Here is a 20,367-nt window from a genome sequence, read left to right on the forward strand (position 1 = left end):
ATCCTCCGGCCGCAACGCCGAGAAATAAAGCGCCGTCATGATCGACACCATCGACGCCGACGACGCCTGATGACCGCCCACCTTGATCCCATCGACTTTGGGTCGGATGTGGTTGGCGTTGTGAATCATCCAGTGCGACAGCCAGAGCAGGCGCTGCTCGACGGTTTTCAGATGATTGATGTCAGACATGCGGTGTACGGGCCTCCCGAGCCATCCGACCGCCACATCAGACCGGGCAACCGGAGTATGACTGCAGGTATATACGCAATGATGCTGAGAACGAGCGGCATTCGTCGGATGAATGGGCGTACTGCAGTGGCGACCTCGCCGTCCGTGCCCATGCGGGTGGATGGCGGATGAGCGCCGGACAAGGCACGTCAGGCCGTGGCGGCCCAGACCCGGCCGCCACATTCGCAACGCATGCCCCTCAGCCCGAAGGCGCTTCAGTTAGGCCCAAGCATCCCGGACGGCAGGGCGGAGACCAAAGCTGCTTCGACGTCGGTTGCGGTGAAGTCCGGCAGGAGCGACGCGAACTTGTCGCCGCCGAGTGCATGATCGGTGTTCCAGAGATAGCGCATCTCCCTGACTTCGCGCGCGAACTCCAGGAAAGGCGACAAAAGGGTCAGAACGGCCCAGGGAAAGCTCGTGAAGCCAAGCTTGCGGCCCAGCGCCCGCTCAAGAGTGTCCCGGATCTCGGCCGCCGAAAGCGTGTGGCCCGGAAACGGGATATCCTCGAACTGCTCGAGGCTGCCACGCATTTCGGCCAGATCGACCGTCGCCCGCGCCCAGTCCGGCAGGTAGCAGAAGGATTGGCGCGTGCTTTCAGGGCCGGGCAAGGTGATCTTTCCTTTCCGGATACTGCGCAGGTAGACGGCGGAAAGCACGCAATCGTCACCGTCGGGGTCTATGAAATTGCCGCCCCGCAGGACGATGGTCTGGACACCGCTTTCCCGATACGCGCGCTCAAGCTCCAGCCGAAGCCGCCCCTTCTCGCTGACAGGTCTGGCGGGCGTCTTTTCGGACCAGGTGCCGGGGCGGTCACCGAAGTGATAAACGTTGCCCGGCAGGATCACCGTGGCACCGCTGGTCCGGGCGGCCTCGATGACCTCTCGGGTGATCGCGGGCAGGATCGTCTTCCAGTCGTGATAGTTCGGCGGGTTCAGCCCGTTCACGATCACGTCGACGCCCCGGGCCGCTTCGATCATGTCATCCGCACGGCGGTTGAAGCGCTTCACGGTCCAGCCTGCCGTCTCGAATGCCTTGCCGCTATGGCGTCCGACCTTTCCGGATGCGCCGAGAATAAGAACAGTGCCTTTCATTTCCGATCTCCTCATTTCATCAGTTGGCGCCAATTTAGACCCCATGAATTTGAATGTGGATTGACCAGAATGCTTCATCGGCTATTCATTTATGAATGCAGAAAGCTCTCAACGCGCTAGACTGGACCCACCTCAAGACATTCCTTGCCGTCGCCGAGGCAGGCTCGCTCACCGGAGCGGCGCGTCGTCTAGGACAAAGCCAGCCAACGGTCGGGCGCCACATCAAGGCGATGGAAACCGCTCTCGGGGTCGAACTGTTCGTGCGCGACCTGACCGGGTTCACACTGACCGAGACGGGAGCCACCCTTCTTGAACCTGCCCACGAGATGGCGCTCGCGGCCGCCCGGCTCGCGCAGCTTGCAGCAGGTCAGGACATCAGCCCGTCTGGCACGGTGCGGATCACGGCAAGCGTTGTGGTCTCGAACTACGTGCTGCCGCCGGTCATCGCCCGGCTCCGCAAAGCGGAGCCGAATATCGAGATCGAGCTCTATCCTTCGGATGCCACCGAGAACCTCGTCTTTCGGGAAGCCGACATCGCCATCCGCATGTACCGCCCCACCCAGCTGGACACCGTCGTCAAGCATTTGGCCGATCAGCAGATCGCGCTCTACGCAGCGACCTCGCTTCTGGACGAGTTCGGTCAGCCAGAGTCACTCGACGCGCTGAGCGAGATGCCCTTCGTGGGCTTCGATAAATCGGACATGATCATTCAGGCCATGCGCGGCATGGGGCTTCAGGTCGACCGGGGTTTTTTCGGGGTGCGGTGCGATGACCAGGCGACCTACTGGCAACTTGTTTGCGCAGGATGCGGTGTCGGAGCGATGCAACGGAGGATCGGAGATCGGACGCCCGGTGTGAGCCGATTGATCTTTCAGCCGGATTTGCCCCCCCTTCCCATGTGGCTTGCGGCGCCCGAGGCGTTACGGCGCAACGCACGGATCAGAAGGATATGGGACTTGCTTGTTGCAGAGCTCGGCCGGCTCGGCGAGTAATGCAGGCTCAGAGAGCGGCTTGGGCACATGACATTGATGACGTTTCGACTTTGAGAGAGCCGCATTCCGAAACAGCCCGGCAATGGCCGGGCGCCGCGCCACAGAGCCGAACGATTGATATTGAACGACTATTTCCGGAGCCCCCGAATGAACGGCAAAGCAATAAATCTGTCCGAGAAACTTGAAACCTTCTCCGAATACTGGTCTCCGAAAATCGTGTCGCGGTTCAACGGCAACGACGTGATGGTGGTCAAGGTGAAAGGCGAGTTCGTCTGGCATGCGCATGAGGAGACCGACGACTTTTTTCTCGTCCTCGACGGCGTCGTCACGATTGAAACCGAGGACGGCAATGTCACGCTGAACCCCGGTGAACTTTATGTCGTGCCCAAGGGCGTGCAGCATCGACCGGTGGCTGCGGAAGAGGCGCATATCCTCCTGATCGAACCGAAAGGCACGCCCAATACCGGCGACATCGCGACAGCGGCGGAGAAGATCGACATCTAGCGGGCGCGCGCCCCGCATTTACAAGGCGATCCGCCGGAGGATCAGAACAGACCCGTTGCAATACGTCGGAAGACAAGGAAGCCCTTCATGATCACACGCGTTTACCGGGTGCGCATTCACCCCGATCTTCGCGAAGAGTTCGAGCCGCTGTTCAGGACCGTTGCCCGCGGCTCGGTGTCGGACTGCGCCGGATGCGTAGACGTCACGGTCGGGTTCCCGTCCTCGGCTGCCCCGGATGAATACGCGATGATCACGGTCTGGCAGGATGAGGCGAGCTTGCGCGCCTTTGCGGGCTCGGATTGGACGGTCCCGCATATTCCCCCCGGCATGGAGAAGTTCGTCGACGCCTGCTGGGTTCACCATTTCCATCACGGATAGTCACATGCACCCCAGACCGAGCACGGGCTTGCACCCATCGTGCCCTGCCCACCCATGAGCCGCCATGACGACATCTGACATTCGAGACCTCGTTCCCGTGCTGGAAACCGAAAGGCTGATCCTTCGCGGGCACACTTCTTCTGATTGCATCCACAGCGCTGCCATGTGGGCCGACCCCGAGGTCGTACGCCTGATCTCGGGACAGACTGCGACTGAAGCGCAAAGCTGGGGCCGCATTCTGAACTACGCAGGTCTTTGGCATCATCTGGGCTACGGCTATTGGGCGGTCTTCGAGAGATCATCGGACGCGTTTCTTGGCGAGGTCGGCTTTGCCGATTTCAAACGCGCATTGGTTGCACCGGTCAGCGGCGTGCCGGAGATCGGCTGGGCCTTCCGGACCGCGGTGCAGGGGCAGGGTTTCGCTATCGAGGCCGTCCGGCGCATTGTCGCGTGGGCAGATCAAAGCCTGCCTCATCCCGAGACCTTCTGCATCGTCGACCCGAAGCATGAGCGCTCTCTAAGCCTTGCCACAAAGGTCGGGTACGAGGTGGCGTCTACCGGGAAGAACGCGGGCAAAGACGTTCTGATCATGAGCCGTCCACGCCGGGGGTGACCCAGGCGCGCGCCCCTGAGAATAAGCGATTTTGGCCGGGTGACTATTCGCCTCTGGCGAAGTCCTCCGCATCGCTCCGAAGGCATTTCTCGAAAAACAGGTCCGGGTACGGATCATCGTTGAAGCGCTCGATCCGGCTCCAGCCCATCTTCCGATAGAGGCCGACGGCCTCGACCAGTGTGCTGTTGGTATCCAGCCGAAGCGTCTCGATCCCGAGTGCGCGCGCCGCCTCTTCGGCGGTGGTCATAAGCCTGTGCGCCAGACCCAGCCCCCGCGCTGCGGGCGCGATCCACATGCGCTTTATCTCGGCAAGCGTATCGCCCCGACCCTTCACCCCCACGCAGCCGATCGGCATGTCACCGAGCCGCGCCACAACAAAGGTCCCATTGGGATGCTTCATCTGTGACAGCTCGGGGTCACCCGATTTTTTCAGGTCGAATTCAACACCAAGGCGCGCGCTCAGCTCTGCCGCGAAGGCGGTCAGGCATTTCGTGGCGATCTCGGACGCATAATCGACCTCTTCGAAAACAATGTTCTCGCGGGACAGAGCGATCGTCACGATGTCCATGGCATCGAGCAGGCGCTCGGCGTTCTTATGTCGCTCGAGAATCGCGGCTGCCCGCTCGTTTGAGAGCTTTTCGTAGATCGTGAACTCCTCCTCACCCGCTTTGGTCAACCGCGTCTGGCGGCTGCGCCGGTCATCCTCGTTCGGGGTCGTCTCGATCAGCCCTTCGGCTTCGAGGCTACGAAGCAGGCGGCTCAGTTGACCTGTGTCGAGTTTCAGAAGCGCACGCAGGTCGGAGACATTCTGATACCCCAACCCGATCGCATTCAGAACGCGCGCCGCGCCGAGCGGACGTCCGCGGTTCAGGAACGATTCTTCAAGAGCGCCGACTTCCACGGCGACGGACCGGCCGAAGTTGCGAACGCGGGATATCTGGTCGATCTGCATTACCTGACTTTAGTCAGATAAATTGATCGCTCAAGAGATTTCAGCCGTCACAACGAGAGAGCCGCGCGCCTTGCCTGCCCGGCCCTGCCATCGGCCAGTCCGAGGTTGCCTGAGATCATCCGTTCATTGATAATAATAAAACGCGAACATTTTGCAGGTGAATCACATGGAAAAAGAGCCGCGACGCAGGATCGTTTCCTCTCGCCATCTCGCCGAGGGTGAGGGCTGGCAGGCGTCGGAATTCGAGTTCGGCCTGATCATCGCGTTCAACGCCTTTTCGCGCTGGATGGTGAAATGCATGGCCGCTGCAGGGCAAACCGACATGAGCCCTCTCGAAATCCTCGTGCTCCACAACGTCAATCACCGCGGCCGCGACAAACGCCTGAGCGATATCTCATTTCTGCTGAACATCGACGACACCCACACCGTCAACTACGCGCTTCGCAAACTGTCCAAGGCCGATCTGATCGTCTCGGAGAAGAGGGGGAAAGAAGTCTTCTACAGTACGTCGCCAAGTGGCGCCGCGCTTTGCGATCAATACCGCGATGTCCGCGTCCGTTGCCTGATCGATGGCCTCAGCCGAATGGATATGTCGGGCGACGAGCTGAGCAGCCTTGCCGCCAGCCTGCGCGCCCTGTCGGGGCAGTACGATCAGGCGAGCCGGGCCGCGTCCTCTCTGTGACGCAGCCTGCACGGCTTACCGGTTCATCGCCGTCGGAAGATAGGTGACGATTCCGGGGAATACCGTGATCAGGACGACGGCCACCACAAGCAGCAGGAAGAACGGAAAGGCCGCCTTCGCGATGCGCAGGATGTCGATGCCGGTCAGACCCTGAATGACGAACAGATTGAAGCCGACCGGCGGCGTGATCTGGCTCATCTCCACCACAAGCACAAGGTAGATGCCGAACCAGATCGGATCGATGCCCACCGCCATGACCATCGGCATGATGATCGACGTGGTCAGCACGACCACCGAAATCCCGTCCAGAAAAAGACCAAGCACGATAAAGAAGATCGTCAGGACAAAGAGCAGGAAATAGGGCGACAGCCCCATCCCGCCGATCCATGCCGCGAGATTGCGCGGCAGGCCCGTGAACCCCATCGCGACGGCAAGGAACGCGGCGCCCAGAAGGATAAAGGCGATCATGCAGGACGTCCGCGCCGCCGACAGGAGCGCATCGAGGAAATCCGCGCGGCTGAAACTGCCGGACAGAACGGCAAGCAGGATCGACAGAAGCACGCCCAGCGCCGCCGCATCGGTGGGCGACGCAATCCCGGTGTAGATCGCGCCGATCACGCCGACAATCAGAAGTCCCACCGGAATGAGCCCCCGCGCCTCCCAGAGCTTTTCCTTCAGGTTCAGCTTCGAGCGCTCCACCGGGATCATGTCCGGGTTCAACCACGAGACGACGGCAACATAGGCGCCGAACATAGCGACCAGCAGCGCGCCCGGAATAAGACCCGCCACGAACAGACGCGCGATGGATTGCTCGGTGGCCACGCCATAGACGATCAGGATAATCGAGGGCGGGATAAGGAGACCCAGAGTCGCCGACCCTGCAAGCGTCCCAAGGATCAGCCCCTCGGGATAGCCGCGCGACTTCAGCTCGGGGATCGACATTTTGCCGATGGTCGCGGCGGTTGCCGCCGATGACCCCGAAACGGCCGCGAAAATGGCGCAGCCCAGCACGTTCACATGCAGCAGACGCCCCGGCAGACCGCCCAGCCATGGAGCCAGGCCGTTGAACATGTCCTTGCTCAGTCGCGACCGCAAAAGGATTTCACCCATCAGGATGAAGAGCGGCAAAGCGGTGAGCGACCATGAGTGGCTATGCCCCCAGAAGGTCACCGCCATGTTCAGTCCTACGGACGAGTTCGAAAAGAAGGCGAGCGCCACGGCGGCGACCGCCGAGAGAGACAGCGCGATCCACAAACCGCCCGCCAGAAAGACGAAGAGTACTGCCAGAAGGATCAGCCCGACGACAGGATCAGACATGTCAGACCTCCTCCGAAGCGGCGATGACAGGCGCACCGCGCAAGAGCGTCTCGACGAGGCTGTGGATCGCCGAGATACAGAGCAACGTCATCCCGACGCCCATGGCCGATTGCGGAATCCAGAGTGGTACGGGGATGGTCCCGTTCGACACATCGCCGTAATGCACGCTTTCCGCGACCAGAACCCAGATGAAGTAGACCGCGAAGCCCGTCAGGAACGCTGCACCCGCGAGGGCGGCAATTTCGCAAACCAGCCGGGCGCGCGGCATCAGCCGCGCAGTAATCAGGGATACCCGGATATGGCCGCCGCTCCGGAATGTGTACGGCATGGCCAGAAAGGTCGCGGCGGCCAGCATAAAACCCGAGAAATCAGCATAGGACGGTATCGTCGATGGAAGGGGAAGTGACAGTGCGCGGGTCGAAAAGTTCAGGAAAATCTGTGCGCTGATCAGAAGCGCGATCGCCAGGATGGTGAAGGCCGCGATCCATGCCGCGCCCAGATACACCCGGTCAAGCAAGTGCCCCATCGTATTCCCTCTCATCTGAAAGCCCGGCGCCCAAGCGGGAGAAGACCTGTGCCGGGCTTATCGTACAAGGCGAAAGCGGGCCCGTCAGGCCCGCTTCCACGTTGTCATTACTGGTCCTGATAGGCCGTCAGGATCGACATGGCCGCTTCCGAGGCACCGGATTTCCAGTTTTCCAGCATCTGCGCGCCGATCTCCTGCAGCCCGGCCGTCAATTCGGCGCTCGGCTCCACGATGATCATGCCGTTGTCAGCCATGATCGCGGTTTTCTCGTCCGCTTCGGCGGCCGACATTTCCCACCCGCGGGCCTGCGCGGCCGCGGCGGCGTCCATGACGGCAGCTTGCACGTCATCTGGCAGGCGGCGGAAGGCACGTTCGTTGACGACGACGATATTCTTCGGGACCCATGCGTTGATGGCGGTGTAGTGCGTGACGAAATCCCATGCGGTCGAGTTCGCGCCCGTCGACGGCGAGGTGACCATCGCTTCGACCTGTCCCGTGGCGAAGGCCTGCGGGATGTCGGGGGCCTCGACCTGTACCGGTGCGGCCCCTGCGAGCGCGGCGAATTCCTCGAGCGCGGCGTTATAGGCACGGAAGCGCAGACCGGCGAGGTCTTCGACACTGCTCACTTCACCATTTGTATAGAGGCCCTGCGCCGGCCACGGCACCGAGAAGAGTGGCATCAGCCCCTGCTCGGCCAGAAGTTCGGTTACGACCGGGCGCTGCGCATCCCAGAGACGCGCCGCGTCGTCGTAGCTGGTCGCCAGGAAAGGCTGGCTGTCGATGCCGAAGGCCGCATCGTCGTTGACCAGAAGGGACAGGAAGAACTCGCCGATGGGCACCTGGCCCGACCGGACGACGTTGCGGATTTCGCCATGCGGAAAAAGCGAGCCGCCGGAATGCACGGTGATTTCCAATGCGCCATCTGTTGCCTCGGCAATATCGGCGGCAAATTGGGCAATGTTCTGCGTGTGGAATGTCGAGTCGCCATAAGGCGTCGGCATGTCCCATGTGTCCGCCGTCGATGCGGTGGCAAGGCCACCGGCGACCACGGATGCAAGGATGAAGTGCTTCATTCGGAACTCCTCTGTTGGATAGGGTGAGGTCGTTGCCTCAAATTCATTATGCTGATAAATTGTCAGCGTTTTGCACATAAAGCAACAGGTTTGTTCCTCACGATCCCCGAGGACCTCGTACACAGGAAACGTCAGCGGCTCTTGGGAAACAAGGGAGGCGGGCATGTGGCCGTCAGAACGAGGCCTGACGGGCAAAAAAAACACCCGGAGCGGGCTTTTTCAAAGGACCGAAGCACCGGCGTATTGCAGCCTTGATCGACGCCCCGCGCGCGAGTCTTTCAGTAATAAGTCGGTGGAAGGTGGTCTTATGCCCGGCTGCTGCCCGCATCGAGCGTGGCGAAAAACGCGGACGGTGTTAGCCGCTTCCAAAAGGGAATTTCCACACGGCGGCTGGACTTAAAAGCGGGGCCTACCCGAAATGACCAGCCGCCCGAGTCACTCGGGCGGCTGGACTTTCGTCACTGTCTCAGAAGAACCCGAGCTTGTTCGGATTATAGCTGACCAGCAGGTTCTTGGTTTGCTGGTACTGGTCGAGCATCATCTTGTGGGTCTCACGCCCGATGCCTGACTGTTTGTAGCCGCCAAAGGCCGCATGAGCGGGATAGGCATGGTAGTTGTTCACCCAGACGCGCCCGGCCTCGATACCCCGACCGAAGCGGTAGGCGCGGCTGCCATCGCGGGTCCAGACGCCGGCACCAAGGCCGTACATGGTGTCATTCGCAATGGCCAAGGCCTCTTCTTCGTCCCTGAACGTCGTCACCGAAACGACGGGCCCGAAGATTTCTTCCTGGAAGACGCGCATCTTGTTGTGGCCTTTCAGGATAGTGGGCTGGATATAGAACCCGTTGGACAACTCGCCGTCGAACCGCGCTGCGTCTCCCCCTGTCAGAACCTCGGCGCCCTCTTCGACCCCGATAGTCAGGTAGGACATGATCTTGTCCTGCTGTTCCCTGCTGGCCTGAGCGCCCACCATGGTCTCGGCGTCACGCGGATCGCCCTGCTTGATGGCCTTAACACGCTCGATGCAGCGGGCGATGAACGCCTCATAGATGTCCTCCTGAATGAGCGCGCGGCTCGGACAGGTGCAGACCTCGCCCTGGTTGAAGGCGAAGAGGACAAAGCCCTCGATGGCCTTGTCGAAGAAGGCATCGTCCTCGTCCATGATATCGGAGAAGAAGATGTTCGGGGACTTGCCGCCCAACTCAAGCGTGACCGGGATGAGGTTCTCGGTCGCGGCCTTCATGATGAGCCGGCCCGTTTCCGTCGAGCCTGTGAACGCGATCTTGGCGATACGCGACGACGTCGCGAGGGGTCCCCCCACATCCGGGCCGTATCCGTTGACGATATTCAGGACGCCCGCGGGCAGGAGATCGCCAATGATCTCGGCCAGAAGCATGATCGCCGCCGGCGTCTGCTCGGCCGGTTTCAGGACGACGCAGTTGCCCGCGGCCAGCGCCGGGGCGAGCTTCCAGACGGCCATCAGCACCGAGAAGTTCCACGGGATGATCTGCCCCACGACGCCCAGAGGTTCGGCGAAATGGTAGGCGACAGTGTCTTCGTCGATCTGGGAAATCGCACCTTCCTGCGCCCTCAGCACACCGGCGAAATAGCGGAAGTGATCGATGGCAAGAGGAATGTCCGCGCCCGTCGTCTCACGGATGGGCTTGCCGTTGTCCCATGTTTCGGCACTGGCGATCAGGTCGAGATTCTCCTCCATGCGGTCGGCGATCTTCAGAAGGATGTTCGACCGCTCGGTGGCAGACGTCTTGCCCCATGCGTCTTTCGCCGCATGGGCGGCGTCGAGCGCCAGTTCCACGTCGGCGGCGCCTGATCGGGCGACTTCGCAGACCTTCTGGCCGGTGATAGGGGTGATGTTGTCGAAATAGGCGCCGTCGACCGGGGCGACAAACCTGCCGCCGATAAAGTTGTCGTAGCGGGTTTTGAATGGCGACACATGTTCGCTGCTGATTTGCGACATCTCGTTCATGTTGGGACTCCTCCAAAGTGCCCGGCCCAATGCCAGGGACAGGAGCAGCCTGAGGTGAGGCCGACGCCGCGTCAGCCCCGCCCAAGACGTAGTTCGGGGCGAGGTGTCTCAAAGCTGAGACAGGTTCGGGTGATCTACTCGATTCCGAGCCGCTTCATGCGCCGGTAAAGCGTGGCACGCCCCACGCCCAATGTGCGCGCGGCCTCCGACACGTTGCCGTCGGTCCGGGCAAGTGCCCGGATTACCGCCGCCCTCTCGGCCTTCTCGAAGCCGGTCGGTCCGTCCTCACGTCCGAAAATGTCCGACGCAGGCCGTTCCGCCAGCGGACCGGTCGCCACCAGCCCGAAAGCGCGGCGCGCACCACGGGTCGCGCCGCGGACGATGTCGTTTTCATCGACCGCCAAAAGCATGGCGGCTTCGTTTTCGCCCTGATCGGCCACGATGATGCGGGCACGGGGGAAAGCAGCCCGAAAGTTATCCGCTTCGATCTGGCGCGCGGTCTGCGCGACCATGGCGGCGATCAGCCGGTTAAAGCCCTCCGTCTGATCGGCACGCGCCGAAGAGACGTCGAGCGCGCCAATCAATTCGCCCTCTGAACCGAAAATGGGCGCGTCCATGCAGCTCATCGCGGTATTTCGCGCATGGAAGTGCTCGTCACGGTGAATGGTCACACGGCGTGCTTCGGCAATGCAGGTGCCGATACCGTTGGTCCCCTCCGAAGCTTCTGACCAGTCCGAGCCCGGCGTCAGCCCCCAGCTCTCGAAGATCGAGGCATCCCCGTCGGCAGCCCGCAGGTCGAGCACCACACCTTCGGCATCGGTCAGTAGGACAGCGCAGCCCGAAACGCCGACAAGTTGATAAAGGGCATCAAGCCGTGGAGCTGAGACGCGCATCATCGTCTCGGAGCGATGGCGCCGTTCGGTCAGGCCTTCGCTTGTGACCTTCTGGACGCCATGCGATTGGGCGGGATCGAGGCCGTGATGATCCAGCGAGCGTCGCCATGAGGCTGCAAGCCGCGAGCGCGCCGCAGCACTCGGGTCACGTGCCGTTTCGACCACGCGTTCAACGTGATTGGGACTTTTGGCCAATCTCTCCGTCCTCCCGAAGTCAGGCTAGTCAAAAACCGAGCTTCGGGAAACAGCGGATAGTGGGGTCTATCAGAGAAGGGCGGTGAAGCCCCTCTGTGCCGATCGATGGGATGACGTAAACCCGAATGCCCCGGTACACAGGAAACTCGGGTTCATTGTGCCGTAGTGGCATTGCTGATCGCGCTTGCCTCCTCAAGCATACGCAACTCGGAATGCAGCACAGACAGCTGGCATCCGTTTGAAGCCCTCAAGAACAGCACCGGGAACTGCGGCAATCCAATCCGCCGGCAGGAGACTTCAAAGGCGTCACCGGACCCGAAAACATGTCCCATCAATCCCAGTCTGAAAGGATGCAGTCGGGACCGTTGCCCCTACCCCGATTGACAGGCGGGCCCAAGCCCGCAAGATCGCGGCATGAACGCGGACCAGGTCCTTGAGGTCTGGGCGTTGTCGGAGGCTCATGGACTGGAGGTCTGCATCGACGGCGGTTGGGCTGTCGATGCTCTGCTCGAAGAGCAGACCCGCGCACATGGCGACCTCGACATCGCCCTTCCGGCGGCACGGATGCCAGATCTGCGCCGGCTTCTGGCCGGGCGCGGTTTCGTCGAAGTGCCCCGTCCCGACAGTTGGGAGCACAATTTCGTTCTCGAACGCGCGGACGGCGCGGCGGTGGACGTGCATTCCTACGTACTGAACCCCGACGGCAGCAACCGCGGCGGCGTCCCGTACATTGCCGATCACCTGACCGGGTGGGGCCGGATCTTGGGGCGTCGCGTGCGGTGCGTGCCACCCCGGCACCTTGTGGATTTTCACACCGGATATGAGGTCGACAAAGACGATTGGCAGGATGTCCGACGGCTTTGCGAACGCTTCGGAATTCCCGTTCCGCCGATCTATTCGCGCTTTCAGTCGGACGAATCAAATTCATGATCCCAGGGGCATGTTCTGCCCGAAATTTGCGCGCAATTTCCGACAGCTCGCGCATTTTCAGAGCGTTTTGTCAAAAAAACTTCACCTTGAAATCATAAGCTTGGCTCACGACCACCGCTTCGGAACGACGGCAAGCGCAGGGAGTGTCTTCCCACATTGCCGTTTTTCTGAGATCGTTTTTGCACACGTGTGCAATCAGACACCGGGTACCGAACAGGGAGGACCTTCATGACCAATCTATTTCGCCAGACAGCCCTTGTGGGCGTGCTTGCCGGACTTGCGGCGCCGGCCTTTGCCGAGGATATCAACATCACAGTCTGGGCCGGCGGCTCGAACGACAGTGACAGCTACCGGATCGAGGCGATCGAGATCGCGGCCGACATTCTGGAGCGCGAAGCCGCCATTCTGGGCGAGGAGTTGAACATCACCGTCGAGGGGCGTCGCGACTTCTCGGGCTGGGACGAGTTCAAGCAGGGTGTGACCCTTGGCGCCGAAGCGGGCACCGCGCCCAGCATCGTCGTCACCTCGCATCTCGACATCGCGCCGTGGAGCACCGCGGGCTATATCGTTCCGGTCGAGGACTACGTCGATCTGGACGCCTGGCCGCTCAGCAACGTCTATCCGAACCTGATGGAAATCGCCTCCTATGGCGGCACCCAGTGGGGCATCCCGCAGGACGCCGAGTCGCGCCCGTTCTTCTTCTGGCGCGAGACACTTGAAGGCATCGGATACACCGAAGACCAGATCGACGCGCTGCCCGAAATGGTTGCCAGCGGCGAATACACGCTCGCAAACGTCCTGGAGGACGCGAAGAAAGCGCTCGACATGGGCCTGATCGAGGAAGGCTACGGCTTTTATCCCCGTCCCTCCAACGGCCCCGATTATGCGCAGTTCTACCAGTCCTTCGGCGGCGAGCTGGTCGATCCGGACACCGGCAAGCTGGTTCTGGACAAGGCGGCGATGACCGAGTTCTACCAGTTCTTCGTCGATGCGGTCGCAGCAGGCATCACCCGCCAGAACCACATCGGGACGGACTGGAACCAGTGGTATAACGAGGTGGCGAACGGCCGCGCCGCCTTCTGGCACGGCGGAACCTGGCACTTTGGCCGCTACGCTCGCGAAGGCAATGACGATTTCTGGAACACGATCCAGTTCTCGCTGATCCCGGCCGGCGACGACGATGGACGCGCCAACACGATCACGCACCCGCTGGTCTATCTGGTCATGAACCAGGAAGACGACCGGGTCGAAGAGATCGCCGCGCAGCTTGTCGCCATCGCGACCGAACCGCGTCTGAACTCGCTTCATGCGATCCAGTCGAACCACCTTGCTGTCGCGAAGGCGCAGAGCGACATCGACCTCTATCGCGGTGACCGCTGGGCCTCCGAGGCGACAGAAGTCCTGCTGGGCGCGGCAAACTCGCAGCCGAACCACCTGAATTACGGCGCGTTCTCGGAAGCGATGTTCCGCGGGCTTGAAGCGGCTTGGTCCGGCGTGCAGACGCCTGAAGACGCCGTGGCCGAAGTCGAGGCGCAGATGCGCGCCACGATCGGCGACGATCTGATCGTCCGCTAATTCCGGCTACAAGGCAGGGCGCCGCGTCCCGAGGACCGGCGCCCTTCCGACCTCACTCCAAGGACTGCTTACAATGACGTCGCGCATGCTCGGCATTGGGTTTCTGTCGCCCGCCATCATCTCGGTCTGCATCTTCTTCCTGCTTCCGGTGCTGCTGACGGTGGTCTTCGCCTTTACCAACATGTCCACTTCGACGGGCATCATGGGCGGCGACTACCGGATCAACACCGAACAGCTTCGCAGCCTTCCCGACCTCGACGTGAGCGAGGCAACAGTGGAACGGCTCGAAACCGCGGGCTTTCAGATCACCGAGGCGGGTCTGACGGCGCTTGCCGACCAATTCAGCAAGGATACCGCGGAGGAGCTGCGCGAGGATTACCTGGGCGAGACCTTCGAATCCCGGCGCGATCTCGAGCGCGTTCTGAAAGACCTCGACGAGCCGATCCGCCGCACCCGCGACCGCAAAGAGGCGGCCGATCTTTTCGCGGTCACTCTGATCGGGGAGCGTTTCGGGACCGAAGAGGAATTCCGCGCTGCCCTTGGCACCACCGGCATCGACGCCGTCGATCACGACGTCCTGACCGAGTTCGCCTATACCGGCTGGACCTGGACCACCGACAATTTCAGCCTGCTGATGGAGCTGCCGTCAACGCTTCGCTATGCGGCCAACACGGCCTTTTACGTGGTCGCAACGCTGACCTTCAACATTCTCTTCGGCCTGTTCCTGGCCATTTCGACCTTCTACCTGCCTGGACGTCTGGCCAATACGTTCCGCGCCATCTGGTTCCTGCCACGCATCCTGCCACCGGTTCTCTATGTGCTGATGTGGAATTGGTTCACGTGGGATAACGGCTTCATCGCCACGGTGATGGGATGGTTCGGCGTACCCGCAAAGAACTGGATGATGCATACATCAACCCATGCTTGGACCGCGATCGTCCTGATCAACGGCTTCGTGGGTGCGTCGCTCGGCATGATCCTGTTCTCTTCCGCGATCAAGGCGATTCCGACCTCGATGCTCTACGCCTCCGAGGTGGACGGGGCCAATCGCTGGCAGCAGGTTCGCTACATCATCCTGCCTCAGATGCGCTGGCCGATCCTGTTCATGACTTCGTACCAGACGCTGAGCCTGCTGACCTCGTTCGAATACATCCTGCTGGCCACGGATGGCGGACCCGGACGCTCGACCGAGGTCTGGGCGCTGGCGGCATTCCATACGGCCCTGAACAACTATGGCGGCAACCTGCAATACGGGTTCGGTGCGGCCTATGCGCTGGTGCTGGTTTTCATCGGCATCGCGCTTTCGGTCGCCTATCTGCGGTTCTTCAACTTCAAGGAACTGCTCAGCAAGCCGAGGATCGAGCAATGACCGCACATCCCCGCATCTGGCACCTTGTCCTGATCCTGTCGATCTTCTCGACGCCGCTGGTCATCATGTACGTCTACCAGGTGATCGACAGCATCGCGTCCCCCGATCCGGGCTCGCTCATTCCCGGTGAGATCGACCTGTCGAACTGGCGTTTCCTTTGGGAACGGATCGACATGGGGCGCCCGTCGATCTGGATGGTGACGTTCAACACGTTCATCTTCGCTTCGACGACGGCCTTCCTCGTGACGCTTCTGTCGACCACGGCGGGCTATGCTCTGTCGCGACTCGACATGCCCGGGCGGCCCTATTTCCTGGGCGGTCTGATCATCCTGCACGCCTTCCCGACGATCACGCTGATCATCGCGATCTTCATCATCCTGCAGTTCCTCGGCCTCTTCGACACGCTTCTGGGCATCATCCTGGTCAAGGCGGCGCTTGAGCTGCCCTTCGGGGTCTGGATCATGAAGGGCTTCTACGACACCGTGCCATGGGAGATCGAAATGGCCGGAGTTCAGGACGGGGCCAGTCGGTTCCGCGTCTGGTGGGAGCTTGTGCTGCCACAGGTCAAGCCGGGTCTGGCGGCGCTTCTGATCATCTCCTTCCTGTCGGGCTGGTCTGAATTCGTGCTGCCGCTCGTTCTTGCGCCGGGCTCCAGCACGCAGGTTCTGTCCACTTACATGAATGCCGTGATCCAGGACGACGCGTCTGCGGATTTCGGGCTCTTCAAGGCGATCGGCATGTTTTACTCGATCCCGGTCATCGTCATCTACCTGGTTTTCCAAAAGCAGCTGATGAACATCTACGGCGGAGGCACCAAAGGCTAATGGAACTCAGGTTGGAGAATTTCACCAAACGGTTCGGTGACGTCACCGTGATCGAGAACATGGACCTGACGGTCAACAGCGGCGAGATGATGGCGCTCCTCGGCCCTTCCGGCTGCGGCAAGTCCACGACGCTCTTCGCGATCTGCGGCATCCATAAGATGAACGGGGGCGCGCTCTATTTCGGGGATCGTGACGTCACCACCGTGTCCGCGCAGGGCCGATCCGTGGGTGTGGTGTTCCAGAACTACGCGCTTTATCCGCACATGACGGCAGAGCAGAATATCGGCTTCCCGCTCAAGGTGCAGCGGATGCCCAAGGCCGAGATCCGCCGCGAGGTCGAGCGGTTGGCCGACCTCGTGCAGATCGGCAACCTGCTGGACCGCCGGCCCGCCGAGTTGTCGGGCGGTCAGCAGCAGCGCGTGGCGCTGGCCCGCGCGATGATCCGGAAGCCCGATGTCCTTCTTCTGGACGAGCCGCTCGCAAACCTTGACGCCAAGCTCAGGCTAGAGATGCGCTCCGAAATCCGGCGCATCCAGCGCGAGACCGGGATCACCGCCATTCTCGTTACCCATGATCAGGTCGAGGCCATGTCAATGTGCGACCGCATCGCGCTAATGCGGGACGGCAAGATTGTCCAGCTCGACACGCCTGAGCAGATGTACCGCAATCCGCAGTCGCAATTCGTCGCGGGTTTTCTCGGCAATCCGCCGATCTCGTTTCTCCCGGCCCGGGCGGACGCCTCCCTGACGCTGGCCAACGGTCAGACGATCGAGCGTCCGCCCGGATTGGAGGCCATGGGAGATGTGGTTCTGGGCATCCGGCCCGAGCATTTCGGCCCGCAGCATGGCACGGGCTTGAAGGGCAAAGTCGTCTTCGTCGAGCCGCAGGGCCGCGAAGAGCTGGTGGATGTCCGGCTGGATGGCGGCGGCGATATCCGCTCGATCCTGCCTGCAGGCGATCCGATCCGGCCCGGCGAAACCGTGGACTGGGGCATCGCGCCCGGCACGATCCTTGCCTTTGGGCCGAACGGGGACCGTCTGTGACACGCCCCGGCCTGCCCGCACGGCCGCTCTCGATCGCGCATCGGGGGGCGTCGGCCTATGCGCCCGCGAACACGCTGGCCGCGTTCCGCAAGGCGGCTGAATTGGGCGCGGACATGTGGGAGGTAGACATCCGCGCCACCGCCGACGGTGTGCCGGTCGTCCATCACGACGCCACGCTGGCAGATGGGGCCGAGATCGCGTCGATGAGCCGGGAGGCGCTTCGCAAGAAGATGCCCGACTGCCCCGACCTGTCCGAGGTCGTCGCACTGGCCCGCGAGCTTGGCGCGGGCATCTATGCCGACATCAAGGACCGGGACGCGGCCCTGCCGACGCTGAGCCTCTTGCAGGAGGCAGCGATTTCACCGGTGATTCTGGGCGCGTTCGGGCGCGAGGTGGTCGAGGACCTGAAACGCGCGGGCAGCACCTATCCAGTGGCCGGCCTTGTTCCGCTTGGCGCCGATCCTCATGAATACACGGCGGATGCTGATATCATCCATCTCTGCTGGGAGCGTCTGGACGCGCCGCAGGACACTCTGACGCCAGACTTCTTTGCGCGCGCTTTCGCAGACGGCAAACAGGTGGTGCTCTGGCACGAGGAAGACCCCGCACGCATGGCCGCGATCCGGACACGGCCGGTGACAGGCATCTGCTCGGACATGCCGGAGCTGGTCAACCCGCACCGTCCGCCCTCGGACTATCCTTTCGGCATCGTCTGCCACCGTGGGGCCAACACGATCGCTCCCGAGAACACTCTTCCCGCGCTTGAATGCGCATTGGCGGGTGGGTTCAGCCATATCGAGGTGGACCTGCACATCACGTCGGACGGACAGATCGCGGTCATCCACGACCCCATGCTCGACCGGACGACCGATGGCACCGGCCCCGTCACGGAAAAGACCATGGAGGAGTTGCGCGCGCTCGACGCGGGCTCGTGGTTCGATCCGTTCTTCGCAGGCACGCGCATTCCGACGCTGGATGAGGTACTGACACTGATCCGCCGCTACGATGCGCGGGCTTACCTCGAGTTCAAATCGGCGCCGCCTGCGCCGGTGCTTGAACAGGTGACGGCGGCGGGCCTGCTCGACCGTGTTTTCTTCTGGTCCTTCAACCGCGACTTCCTGCACGAGCTGCGCAGGCTGAGCACCGAGGCGCGGATCATGTCGAGGCGGCAGGACTATCCGTCGCTCGCAGAGGCGATTGCGGATTACGATGCCGACCTGATCGAGTTCACGCCCGAGGCGGATCCTTGGGAAGTCGCCTCGCTTCGAGGCAATTTGCCGCAAACGATGGTGGCGTATATGGGAGGGGAAAAAGACGTGTTTGACCGCATCCTGATGCTGCGCCCCGATCTGTTCAACCTGAACCGGCCCTTCGAGTTCTCCCGCCATGTTGCGGACCGAGGGCGCCATGGCTAGGACCGGGCAGCGCAAGCCGACCTCGTTCGACGTCGCCAAGCTGGCCGGCGTGTCGCGCTCTGCCGTGTCGCGGGCCTTCACGCCGGGCGCCAATATCGCGCCCGAGACGAAGGACCGCGTGACGCAGGCCGCCGCCACACTCGGTTACCGCGTCAATTCTCTGGCGCGCGGGCTGCAGCAGGATCATTCGGGCATCGTCGGGCTGGTAGCGTCGCGGCTGGACACGCCGCTCCGGTCGCGGCAGGTGCGCTATCTGAGCGAGGGGCTGATCCGAGAGGGGTACAAGCCCATGCTGATCACGGTCGAAACGCCGGACCATATCACCGAGCTGGTGGACTCGCTTCTCAGCTACAACGTGGCCGGCATGATCTTCACCTCGGACTCACCGCCCCGCGCGCTAATCGAGGAATGCGGGCGCATGGGTCTGCCGGTGGTGCTGGTGAACCGTGCGGGCGTGTCGAACTGGGGTGACCGGGTCGTCGCCGACAACGCCGCCGCCGGCACGCTGGCCGCCGAGACACTGATCGAACTGGGCGCGACAAGCCTTGGCTGCCTTGTGCCACGGAAAGAAACCTACTCGGTTTCGGGCCGGTCAAAGGAGTTTCTGAAGGCCGCTGAACGGATGGGTGTCCCGACCGAGGTGCTCCACGCCGAGGATCAGGGCTATGACCTTGCCCGCGCCGGTGTCTGCGCGACCGACCGCGCCGTTCTCGACAGGATCGACGGGCTCTTCTGCGCAACCGATCTGATGGCGATCGGCGCGCTCGATGCGCTGCGCCACGATCTGGGTATCTCGGTTCCCGACCGGATACAGGTGCTTGGATTCGACGATATCGAACAGGCGGCATGGGCCTCTTACGACCTGTCGACAATCCGGCAGGACGTGGCCGCGCAGTCGAGCACCGTTCTTCGGCTTCTGGTCGAGCGGATGGAGGACAATACGCTGGACAAACGGGTCGAGAACGAGCCGCTCGCTGTGATCCTGCGGGGCACGACCCGCCAGAAGGCCGTAAATGGACGTTAAGCGCATCCCCGAGCTGATCGCCCTTGCAGAAGAGGCGGGGCGGCTGGCGCAGCGGATGCGCGCCACGCCCGAGCAACTGGCGACGCGGATCAAGGGGCCGATGGACCTTCTGACCGAGGCCGATCTTGCAGTCGAGCGTCTGCTCCGTGAAGGGCTGGCCCGGCTCGACCCCGATGCCGCCATCCTTGGCGAGGAGGGCGGGCTTCAGGGTGAGGGGCGCGCCACGTGGATTGTCGACCCCATCGACGGCACCGTGAATTTCTCGCGCGGGTCGCCGGACTGGGCGGTGTCCATCGCCTGGGCCGACGCTAAGGGGATCGGGGCGGGTGTCCTCCACGCGCCCGACCTGGGACAGACCGCATGGGCCGTTCGGGGCGAAGGAAGCTGGCTGAACGGCGAGCGGGTCGTCTTTCCCGACCAACCTGTCGAAGGCCCCATCGTGGCAATTGGTCATTCGGCGCGGACGCCGCTTCAGCCCTATCTGGACCGGATTGCCCGGCTGGCCGAGGCTGGCGTCTCGCATCGCCGCTCGGGGGCGGCGACGATCTGTTTCCTGTCGGTTCTGGCGGGCTGGACCGATGCGTTCCACGAAGAGGGCCTGAACCTCTGGGACGTGGCGGCAGGGCTGTTGCTGATTGAGGAGGCGGGCGGCACGATCCAACACGACCCCCTGCCGTGCTTTTTCAAGCAACCGTCCCGCGTCATCGCCTGTAATCGCGCGCGCGCGGACCTGGCCGATCTTCTGGACTGAGCCTG

General features: G+C 62.3%; 21 protein-coding genes. 13 read left to right on the forward strand and 8 right to left on the reverse strand.

Annotated elements, in window-relative coordinates; all coding sequences use genetic code 11:
• Together GQ651_RS18195 and GQ651_RS18200 are read right to left on the reverse strand one after the other, a co-directional pair.
• Positions 1-189: hypothetical protein (locus tag GQ651_RS18195; RefSeq protein ID WP_160765484.1), on the reverse strand; the 189-nt coding region annotated here is incomplete at its 3' end.
• Positions 190-443: 254 nt separating this feature from the next.
• Positions 444-1,319, reverse strand: a complete 876-nt coding sequence (locus tag GQ651_RS18200; RefSeq protein ID WP_160765715.1) for an NAD-dependent epimerase/dehydratase family protein — start codon at positions 1,317-1,319, stop codon at positions 444-446.
• Positions 1,320-1,414: 95 nt separating this feature from the next.
• On the opposite strand from GQ651_RS18200, the gene GQ651_RS18205 reads away from it, so the two are divergent.
• The 4 genes from GQ651_RS18205 to GQ651_RS18220 all read left to right on the forward strand — a co-directional run bounded on the left by GQ651_RS18205 (position 1,415) and on the right by GQ651_RS18220 (position 3,806).
• Entirely contained in the window at positions 1,415-2,311 is an 897-nt protein-coding gene (locus GQ651_RS18205) for a LysR family transcriptional regulator (RefSeq protein WP_160765716.1), read from the forward strand.
• Positions 2,312-2,458: 147 nt separating this feature from the next.
• Positions 2,459-2,815 carry a cupin domain-containing protein gene (locus tag GQ651_RS18210; protein WP_160765717.1) on the forward strand — a complete coding sequence of 119 codons (357 nt, stop codon included), beginning with the start codon at positions 2,459-2,461 and terminating at the stop codon, positions 2,813-2,815.
• An 87-nt stretch (positions 2,816-2,902) separates the two neighbouring features.
• Complete coding sequence (locus tag GQ651_RS18215; protein ID WP_160765718.1) at positions 2,903-3,193, forward strand: antibiotic biosynthesis monooxygenase family protein; 291 nt, start codon at positions 2,903-2,905, stop codon at positions 3,191-3,193.
• A 64-nt stretch (positions 3,194-3,257) separates the two neighbouring features.
• The gene (locus GQ651_RS18220) at positions 3,258-3,806 is read left to right on the forward strand and encodes a GNAT family N-acetyltransferase (RefSeq protein WP_160765719.1); all 549 of its coding nucleotides are present in this window, start codon (positions 3,258-3,260) and stop codon (positions 3,804-3,806) included.
• A gap of 43 nt (positions 3,807-3,849) precedes the next feature.
• Here the strand turns inward: GQ651_RS18220 and GQ651_RS18225 are convergent, their stop codons facing one another.
• Positions 3,850-4,758 carry a bifunctional helix-turn-helix transcriptional regulator/GNAT family N-acetyltransferase gene (locus GQ651_RS18225; RefSeq protein ID WP_160765720.1) on the reverse strand — a complete coding sequence of 303 codons (909 nt, stop codon included), beginning with the start codon at positions 4,756-4,758 and terminating at the stop codon, positions 3,850-3,852.
• Between the two features lie 166 nt (positions 4,759-4,924).
• Between GQ651_RS18225 and GQ651_RS18230 the strand changes: the two genes are divergently transcribed.
• Positions 4,925-5,440 (forward strand): winged helix DNA-binding protein, encoded by a 516-nt coding sequence (locus tag GQ651_RS18230; RefSeq protein ID WP_160765721.1) that lies wholly within the window; start codon positions 4,925-4,927, stop codon positions 5,438-5,440.
• A 15-nt stretch (positions 5,441-5,455) separates the two neighbouring features.
• On the opposite strand, the gene GQ651_RS18235 is transcribed toward GQ651_RS18230, so the two are convergent.
• The 5 genes from GQ651_RS18235 to GQ651_RS18255 form a co-directional block, all read right to left on the reverse strand.
• A complete protein-coding gene (locus GQ651_RS18235) occupies positions 5,456-6,757 on the reverse strand; it encodes a TRAP transporter large permease (protein ID WP_160765722.1) in 1,302 nt (433 codons plus the stop codon).
• Position 6,758: 1 nt separating this feature from the next.
• Positions 6,759-7,283: a TRAP transporter small permease gene (locus GQ651_RS18240; RefSeq protein WP_160765723.1), complete on the reverse strand. Its 525-nt coding sequence runs from the start codon at positions 7,281-7,283 to the stop codon at positions 6,759-6,761.
• Positions 7,284-7,390: 107 nt separating this feature from the next.
• Complete coding sequence (locus GQ651_RS18245; protein ID WP_160765724.1) at positions 7,391-8,356, reverse strand: TRAP transporter substrate-binding protein; 966 nt, start codon at positions 8,354-8,356, stop codon at positions 7,391-7,393.
• A 466-nt stretch (positions 8,357-8,822) separates the two neighbouring features.
• The gene (gene adh, locus GQ651_RS18250) at positions 8,823-10,343 is read right to left on the reverse strand and encodes an aldehyde dehydrogenase (protein ID WP_160765725.1); all 1,521 of its coding nucleotides are present in this window, start codon (positions 10,341-10,343) and stop codon (positions 8,823-8,825) included.
• Positions 10,344-10,477: 134 nt separating this feature from the next.
• A complete protein-coding gene (locus tag GQ651_RS18255; protein ID WP_160765754.1) occupies positions 10,478-11,239 on the reverse strand; it encodes a helix-turn-helix domain-containing protein in 762 nt (253 codons plus the stop codon).
• Between the two features lie 606 nt (positions 11,240-11,845).
• On the opposite strand from GQ651_RS18255, the gene GQ651_RS18260 reads away from it, so the two are divergent.
• From GQ651_RS18260 to GQ651_RS18295, 8 genes are all read left to right on the forward strand, one after another.
• Positions 11,846-12,361: a nucleotidyltransferase domain-containing protein gene (locus GQ651_RS18260; RefSeq protein ID WP_160765726.1), complete on the forward strand. Its 516-nt coding sequence runs from the start codon at positions 11,846-11,848 to the stop codon at positions 12,359-12,361.
• A gap of 228 nt (positions 12,362-12,589) precedes the next feature.
• The gene (locus GQ651_RS18265) at positions 12,590-13,936 is read left to right on the forward strand and encodes an ABC transporter substrate-binding protein (RefSeq protein WP_160765727.1); all 1,347 of its coding nucleotides are present in this window, start codon (positions 12,590-12,592) and stop codon (positions 13,934-13,936) included.
• A gap of 73 nt (positions 13,937-14,009) precedes the next feature.
• Complete coding sequence (locus tag GQ651_RS18270; protein ID WP_160765728.1) at positions 14,010-15,305, forward strand: carbohydrate ABC transporter permease; 1,296 nt, start codon at positions 14,010-14,012, stop codon at positions 15,303-15,305.
• On the forward strand, positions 15,302-16,129 hold the full coding sequence (locus GQ651_RS18275; protein WP_160765729.1) for a carbohydrate ABC transporter permease: 828 nt from the start codon (positions 15,302-15,304) through the stop codon (positions 16,127-16,129). Before GQ651_RS18270 ends, GQ651_RS18275 begins: the two co-directional genes overlap by 4 nt.
• On the forward strand, positions 16,129-17,172 hold the full coding sequence (locus GQ651_RS18280) for an ABC transporter ATP-binding protein (protein WP_160765730.1): 1,044 nt from the start codon (positions 16,129-16,131) through the stop codon (positions 17,170-17,172). The genes GQ651_RS18275 and GQ651_RS18280 overlap by 1 nt, the downstream gene beginning before the upstream one ends.
• Positions 17,169-18,587, forward strand: a complete 1,419-nt coding sequence (locus GQ651_RS18285; RefSeq protein WP_160765731.1) for a glycerophosphodiester phosphodiesterase — start codon at positions 17,169-17,171, stop codon at positions 18,585-18,587. The genes GQ651_RS18280 and GQ651_RS18285 overlap by 4 nt, the downstream gene beginning before the upstream one ends.
• Positions 18,580-19,611 (forward strand): LacI family DNA-binding transcriptional regulator, encoded by a 1,032-nt coding sequence (locus tag GQ651_RS18290; RefSeq protein WP_160765732.1) that lies wholly within the window; start codon positions 18,580-18,582, stop codon positions 19,609-19,611. The genes GQ651_RS18285 and GQ651_RS18290 overlap by 8 nt, the downstream gene beginning before the upstream one ends.
• A complete protein-coding gene (locus GQ651_RS18295) occupies positions 19,601-20,362 on the forward strand; it encodes an inositol monophosphatase family protein (RefSeq protein ID WP_160765733.1) in 762 nt (253 codons plus the stop codon). The genes GQ651_RS18290 and GQ651_RS18295 overlap by 11 nt, the downstream gene beginning before the upstream one ends.
• Positions 20,363-20,367 lie beyond the last annotated feature (5 nt).

The organism is Kangsaoukella pontilimi, assembly GCF_009830125.1.
GTDB classification, from domain to species: Bacteria; Pseudomonadota; Alphaproteobacteria; order Rhodobacterales; family Rhodobacteraceae; genus Kangsaoukella; species Kangsaoukella pontilimi.

Coding starts and splice junctions, on each gene's coding strand:
- GQ651_RS18220 (WP_160765719.1), top strand. CDS start 3,258: ATGACGACATCTGACATTCGAGACCTCGTTCCCGTGCTGGAAACCGAA.
- GQ651_RS18235 (WP_160765722.1), bottom strand. CDS start 6,757: ATGTCTGATCCTGTCGTCGGGCTGATCCTTCTGGCAGTACTCTTCGTC.
- GQ651_RS18290 (WP_160765732.1), top strand. CDS start 18,580: ATGGCTAGGACCGGGCAGCGCAAGCCGACCTCGTTCGACGTCGCCAAG.
- GQ651_RS18205 (WP_160765716.1), top strand. CDS start 1,415: ATGCAGAAAGCTCTCAACGCGCTAGACTGGACCCACCTCAAGACATTC.
- GQ651_RS18280 (WP_160765730.1), top strand. CDS start 16,129: ATGGAACTCAGGTTGGAGAATTTCACCAAACGGTTCGGTGACGTCACC.
- GQ651_RS18295 (WP_160765733.1), top strand. CDS start 19,601: ATGGACGTTAAGCGCATCCCCGAGCTGATCGCCCTTGCAGAAGAGGCG.
- GQ651_RS18275 (WP_160765729.1), top strand. CDS start 15,302: ATGACCGCACATCCCCGCATCTGGCACCTTGTCCTGATCCTGTCGATC.
- GQ651_RS18270 (WP_160765728.1), top strand. CDS start 14,010: ATGACGTCGCGCATGCTCGGCATTGGGTTTCTGTCGCCCGCCATCATC.
- GQ651_RS18210 (WP_160765717.1), top strand. CDS start 2,459: ATGAACGGCAAAGCAATAAATCTGTCCGAGAAACTTGAAACCTTCTCC.
- GQ651_RS18255 (WP_160765754.1), bottom strand. CDS start 11,239: ATGATGCGCGTCTCAGCTCCACGGCTTGATGCCCTTTATCAACTTGTC.
- GQ651_RS18230 (WP_160765721.1), top strand. CDS start 4,925: ATGGAAAAAGAGCCGCGACGCAGGATCGTTTCCTCTCGCCATCTCGCC.
- GQ651_RS18200 (WP_160765715.1), bottom strand. CDS start 1,319: ATGAAAGGCACTGTTCTTATTCTCGGCGCATCCGGAAAGGTCGGACGC.
- GQ651_RS18260 (WP_160765726.1), top strand. CDS start 11,846: ATGAACGCGGACCAGGTCCTTGAGGTCTGGGCGTTGTCGGAGGCTCAT.
- GQ651_RS18215 (WP_160765718.1), top strand. CDS start 2,903: ATGATCACACGCGTTTACCGGGTGCGCATTCACCCCGATCTTCGCGAA.
- adh (WP_160765725.1), bottom strand. CDS start 10,343: ATGAACGAGATGTCGCAAATCAGCAGCGAACATGTGTCGCCATTCAAA.
- GQ651_RS18225 (WP_160765720.1), bottom strand. CDS start 4,758: ATGCAGATCGACCAGATATCCCGCGTTCGCAACTTCGGCCGGTCCGTC.
- GQ651_RS18240 (WP_160765723.1), bottom strand. CDS start 7,283: ATGGGGCACTTGCTTGACCGGGTGTATCTGGGCGCGGCATGGATCGCG.
- GQ651_RS18245 (WP_160765724.1), bottom strand. CDS start 8,356: ATGAAGCACTTCATCCTTGCATCCGTGGTCGCCGGTGGCCTTGCCACC.
- GQ651_RS18265 (WP_160765727.1), top strand. CDS start 12,590: ATGACCAATCTATTTCGCCAGACAGCCCTTGTGGGCGTGCTTGCCGGA.